The 4590-nt window shown below is 70.1% G+C and carries 4 protein-coding genes; all 4 read right to left on the minus strand.

Annotation, left to right across the window (positions count from 1 at the left end; translation table 11 throughout):
• Positions 1-192: 192 nt before the first annotated feature.
• Positions 193-2328, minus strand: coding sequence for a polyribonucleotide nucleotidyltransferase (gene pnp, locus ACESL7_RS08525; protein WP_372892892.1), 2136 nt, complete (start codon positions 2326-2328; stop codon positions 193-195).
• Positions 2329-2521: 193 nt separating this feature from the next.
• The gene (gene rpsO, locus ACESL7_RS08530; RefSeq protein WP_372892893.1) at positions 2522-2791 is read right to left on the minus strand and encodes a 30S ribosomal protein S15; all 270 of its coding nucleotides are present in this window, start codon (positions 2789-2791) and stop codon (positions 2522-2524) included.
• A 143-nt stretch (positions 2792-2934) separates the two neighbouring features.
• Entirely contained in the window at positions 2935-4158 is a 1224-nt protein-coding gene (locus tag ACESL7_RS08535; RefSeq protein WP_372892894.1) for a calcium-binding protein, read from the minus strand.
• 93 nt (positions 4159-4251) lie between these two features.
• Complete coding sequence (locus ACESL7_RS08540; protein WP_372892895.1) at positions 4252-4548, minus strand: DUF5665 domain-containing protein; 297 nt, start codon at positions 4546-4548, stop codon at positions 4252-4254.
• Positions 4549-4590 lie beyond the last annotated feature (42 nt).

The following is a 4590-nucleotide window of genomic DNA, read 5'->3' on the forward strand; positions in this document are numbered from 1 at the left end:
GGCGCGGGCATGCTCCGGTCTGCCGTGCGGCACGGCTGTCCCCCGACCGGATCGCCCGCAGAGCCACCATGGGACAAATCCGCCGGGGGGGGCAGCCATGCCGCATGTTTGCCCGACAAGGTCGCGGCGCAAGAAAAACGGGCGCCCCTCCCGGGACGCCCGCGTCACGCTTTCCAGCCGTCGGGCGAGGCGTCAGCCTTCCGCCTTCTCCGTCGGCTTCATCTCTTCGCCGGTCTCCTGATCGACCATCTTCATCGACAGGCGCACCTTTCCGCGATCGTCGAAGCCGAGGAGCTTGACCCAGACTTCCTGCCCCTCTTTCAACTCGTCGGAGGGGTGGTTGAGCCGCTTGTTGGCGATCTGGCTGACGTGCACCAGCCCGTCGCGCTTGCCGAAGAAGTTCACGAAGGCGCCGAAGTCCACCAGCTTGACGACCTTGCCCTTGTAGATCTTGCCTTCCTCGGGCTCGGCCACGATGGAGTGGATCATCTCGTAGGCTTTCTCGATCGCCTCCGCGTTGGGCGAGGCGATCTTGATGATGCCGTCGTCGTTGATGTCCACCTTGGCGCCGGATTCCTCGACGATCTCGCGGATCACCTTGCCGCCCGAGCCGATCACTTCGCGGATCTTGTCCACCGGGATCTGCATCGTCTCGATGCGCGGCGCGTGCACGCTGAACTCGCCCGCGGACGACAGCGCCTTGTTCATCTCGCCGAGGATGTGCATCCGCCCGTCCTTCGCCTGCGCGAGGGCCTGGGTCATGATCTCGGGCGTGATGCCCGCGACCTTGATGTCCATCTGCAGCGAGGTGATCCCCTTCTCGGTGCCGGCCACCTTGAAGTCCATGTCGCCGAGGTGATCCTCGTCGCCGAGGATGTCGGTCAGCACCGCGAAGCGGCCGTCGGGCTCGAGGATGAGGCCCATGGCCACGCCCGCGACCGGCGCGCGCAGCGGCACGCCCGCGTCCATCATCGACAGCGAGGCGCCGCAGACGGTCGCCATCGAGGAGGAGCCGTTCGACTCGGTGATCTCCGAGACGATGCGGATGGTGTAGGGGAACTCCGTCGGCGCCGGCAGAACGGCCTGCAGCGCGCGCCAGGCGAGCTTGCCATGCCCGATCTCGCGCCGTCCCGGGGGACCCACGCGACCCGCTTCGCCGACCGAGTAGGGCGGGAAGTTGTAGTGCAGCATGAAGTTCTGCTTGAAGGTGCCGTGCAGCGCGTCGACGAACTGCTCGTCGTCGCCGGTGCCGAGCGTGGTCACCGCCAGCGCCTGCGTCTCGCCACGGGTGAAGAGCGCCGAGCCGTGCGTGCGGGGCAGGAGGCCCGTCTCGCTGACGATCGGACGCACGGTGGCGCGGTCGCGCCCGTCGATGCGCGCGCCGCCCTCGATGATGTCGCCGCGCAGGATCTCGGACTCGAGCTTCTTGAAGGCGTCGCCGAGGTTCTCGTGCGCGAGCTCCTCCTCGGAGAGCTCGGCCTTCACCGCGGCGCGGGCCTCGGCGATGGCGGTCGTGCGCTCCTGCTTGTCGGAAAGCGCGAAGGCCGCGCGCATCTTCTCCTCGCCGAGCTCCTTCACGCGGGCCGCGAGCGCCGCGTAGTCCGGCGGGGTGAAGTCGAAGGGCTCCTTCGCGGCTTCCTCGGCGAGATCGACGATCAGGTCCACCACCGGCTTGAGCTGTTCGTGGCCGAACTGCACCGCGCCCAGCATCTCGTCCTCGGAGAGCTCGTAGGCCTCGGACTCGACCATCATCACCGCGTCGCGGGTGCCCGCGACCACCAGGTCGAGGCGCTGGTCGGGCGTGAGGCGCAGGTCCTGCATGTCCTCGACGTCGGGGTTGAGGACGTAGTCGCCGTCAACGTAGCCCACGCGGCAGCCCGCGATCGGCCCCATGAAGGGCACGCCCGAGATGGTGAGCGCCGCCGAGGCCGCGATCATCGCCACGATGTCCGGATCGTTGACGAGGTCATGGCTCAGAACGGTGCACATCACCAGAACTTCATGCTTGAAGCCCGGAACGAAGAGCGGGCGGACGGGCCGGTCGATGAGCCGCGCGGTCAGCGTCTCCTTCTCGGTCGGGCGCGCCTCGCGCTTGAAGAAGCCGCCCGGCACCTTGCCCGCGGCGTAGTATTTCTCCTGATAATGGACCGTGAGCGGGAAGAAGTCCTGCCCCGGCTTCGCCGCCTTGGCGTAGGTGACGTTGGCCATGACAGAGGTTTCGCCCAGCGTGGCGATCACGGTGCCGTCGGCCTGACGGGCGACCTTGCCCGTCTCCAGCGTGAGGGTCTCTTCCCCCCACTTCATCGATTTCGTCGTAACGTCGAACATCTCGTTTCCTTGACTGGCCGTCGGGGCCCATCCCCTCGGGCCGTTTCGCGTCGGAAGGCGCCCTCGCCCTCCGGCTCCTGTCGTCCTCCTGCCGCGCCGTGGAGCCGGCGGCGCGGTGCGGCGGATGGGGCGCGCCCGGCACGGGGCCGGATGCGAAAAGGGCGCGGGGTCGCCCGCGCCCTTCGTCCCGTGCTCAGCGGCGGATGCCGAGACTCTGGATGAGCGTCCGATACCGCTCGACGTCGTTCCCCTTGAGGTAGTCGAGCAGCTTGCGCCGCTGCGCCACGAGCTTCAGCAGCCCGCGGCGGGAATGGTTGTCCTTCTTGTGCGTCTTGAAGTGCTCGGTGAGCGCCTCGATCCGCTTGGTCAGGATCGCGACCTGAACCTCGGGCGAGCCGGTGTCGCCCTCCTTGGTGCCGAAATCGCGGATGACCTCGGCCTTCTTCTCGGCGGTGATCGACATCGGGGTCTCCTCTCGGGTTCGTCTGCGGCGCGAGCCGGGATGTCGTCCAGCAAGGCCATTGGAGAAACAGCCCCGCGCCCCTCCGGCGCGTGACTGCGTGTACATAGGAGAAACGGGCGGCGAAGGGAAGGGGCCGCGGACGATCAGCCCGCCGCGCGGGGGATGAGCGTGACGGCCTGCGCCGTCAGCCCGGAGGCGGCCGGCAGCGTGGCGAGCGCCTCGCCGTCGAGGAACAGGCGCAGCGTCTCCGGATCGTCGGCATCCGGCACCACCGTCACCTGCGGTGCCGGTCCGTCCGCGGCGTGCCGGACGGCGATGCGATCCTCGGACGCGAAATCCACGACCTGCACCGGGTCGCCTGCCAGCCGGTCGTCGAGCACGACGCTGTCCGCGCCGCCGCCCGTGGTCACGACGTCGCCACGCCCGGCGAGGATCGTGTCCTCCCCCGCGCCGCCGTTGAGGTAGTCGGGCGCGTCGGTCTCCTGTCCCTCGGTGTCGAAGACCGCGCCCGAGAGCAGGTCGTCGCCGCGTCCGCCGAAGAGGCTGTCGGCGCCGGTGCCGCCCACGAGCGTGTCGTTGCCGTCGTGGCCGTGTATCGCGTCGGCGCCCGCGCCGCCGCGCAGGTGGTCGGCGCCGCCACCGCCCTGAAGCGAGTCGTCGCCATCGCCGCCGATCAGCGTGTCGTCGCCGATGTGCCCGAACAGGCTGTCCGCGCCTGTGCCCCCGGCGAGCAGGTCGTCGCCCCCCTCACCGTCGAGGCGGTCGTCGCCGTCGCCGCCGGCGAGCGTGTCGTCGCCCGTGCCGCCGCGCAGGTGATCGGCGCCGGTCCCCCCCGCCAACGCGTCGTCGCCCCCGTATCCGTTGATCCAGTCGTCGCCCGCGCCGCCCGCGATCAGGTCATCCGCCGCGCCGCCGCTCAGCGTGTCGGCCGCGTCCGTCCCGTGCAGCGCACCGGGCATGTCCGGCGCGGGAAGTTCGGCCGCGGTGACCGGTCCCGTCGCCATGATCCCGCCCAGACGCCAGGTGTCCGCCGTGGAAGGTCCGTCGCCCGGCCTCTCGCCCGGCCCTTCGTCCTGTGTTTCCCCCTGCGCGTCACCGTCGGCCGCGCCGGGCGGCGCGGCGGCGCCTCCGGCCTCCGTGTCGGGCGCGTCCGCCTCCGACGCCGACGCGTCGGGGGCCGGAGCCGCCGGATCGTTCTCGGCCGCGTCGAGGAGCGCCGACAAATTCACGCCGCGGTCGTCGTCCCCGGGGTGGCCCGTATCCTCCGCCGGGTCGGCGGATGGCTCCGCATCCTCCTCGGACTCGGCACCGAGCAACACCATCGACCCCATCAGGGCCATGCCCATCACCCCGGCCAGAAGAAGCATCGCACCGTTCCTCGCACACACCCCCGCGGCGCAGGGTCCGTCACATGCAGCGGTACGGCAAGTCTTTCCGGATCAGGTGGTTAACGCCGCGCATCAGGGCTCCGACGATCCCTGCGCATCCTGGATCTGCTCGATCACGCGGCTCGCCAGATCGCCGAGCAGCGGCACGAACTCGATCCGGGCGAGCACCGCGACGAGCACGGACACGAGGATCGAGGCCCCGATGACCGTGCCGAGGCCGAAGGCGAGCCCCCGCAGGAACTGGAAGGCCATCACCTTGAGGACCGAATTGTGGATGCGCACGATCCTGTGCGCGACGATGTCTTCCAGTGCGCTGGCGAGACGGCGCCCGGTCTCGCGGTCCAGCGGTTCGCGCGGGGGCTCAGCCATGCGGCGCGGCCTCCTTCCGGGTCTCGGGCCGGGTCTCGGGCC

It is taken from the genome of Rhodosalinus sp. (assembly GCF_041685465.1).
Classification (GTDB): Bacteria; Pseudomonadota; Alphaproteobacteria; order Rhodobacterales; family Rhodobacteraceae; genus Rhodosalinus.

Excerpts from the sequence above, each read along its gene's own strand:
- pnp (WP_372892892.1), bottom strand. The coding sequence starts at position 2,328 with ATGTTCGACGTTACGACGAAATCGATGAAGTGGGGGGAAGAGACCCTC.
- rpsO (WP_372892893.1), bottom strand. The coding sequence starts at position 2,791 with ATGTCGATCACCGCCGAGAAGAAGGCCGAGGTCATCCGCGATTTCGGC.
- ACESL7_RS08535 (WP_372892894.1), bottom strand. The coding sequence starts at position 4,158 with ATGCTTCTTCTGGCCGGGGTGATGGGCATGGCCCTGATGGGGTCGATG.
- ACESL7_RS08540 (WP_372892895.1), bottom strand. The coding sequence starts at position 4,548 with ATGGCTGAGCCCCCGCGCGAACCGCTGGACCGCGAGACCGGGCGCCGT.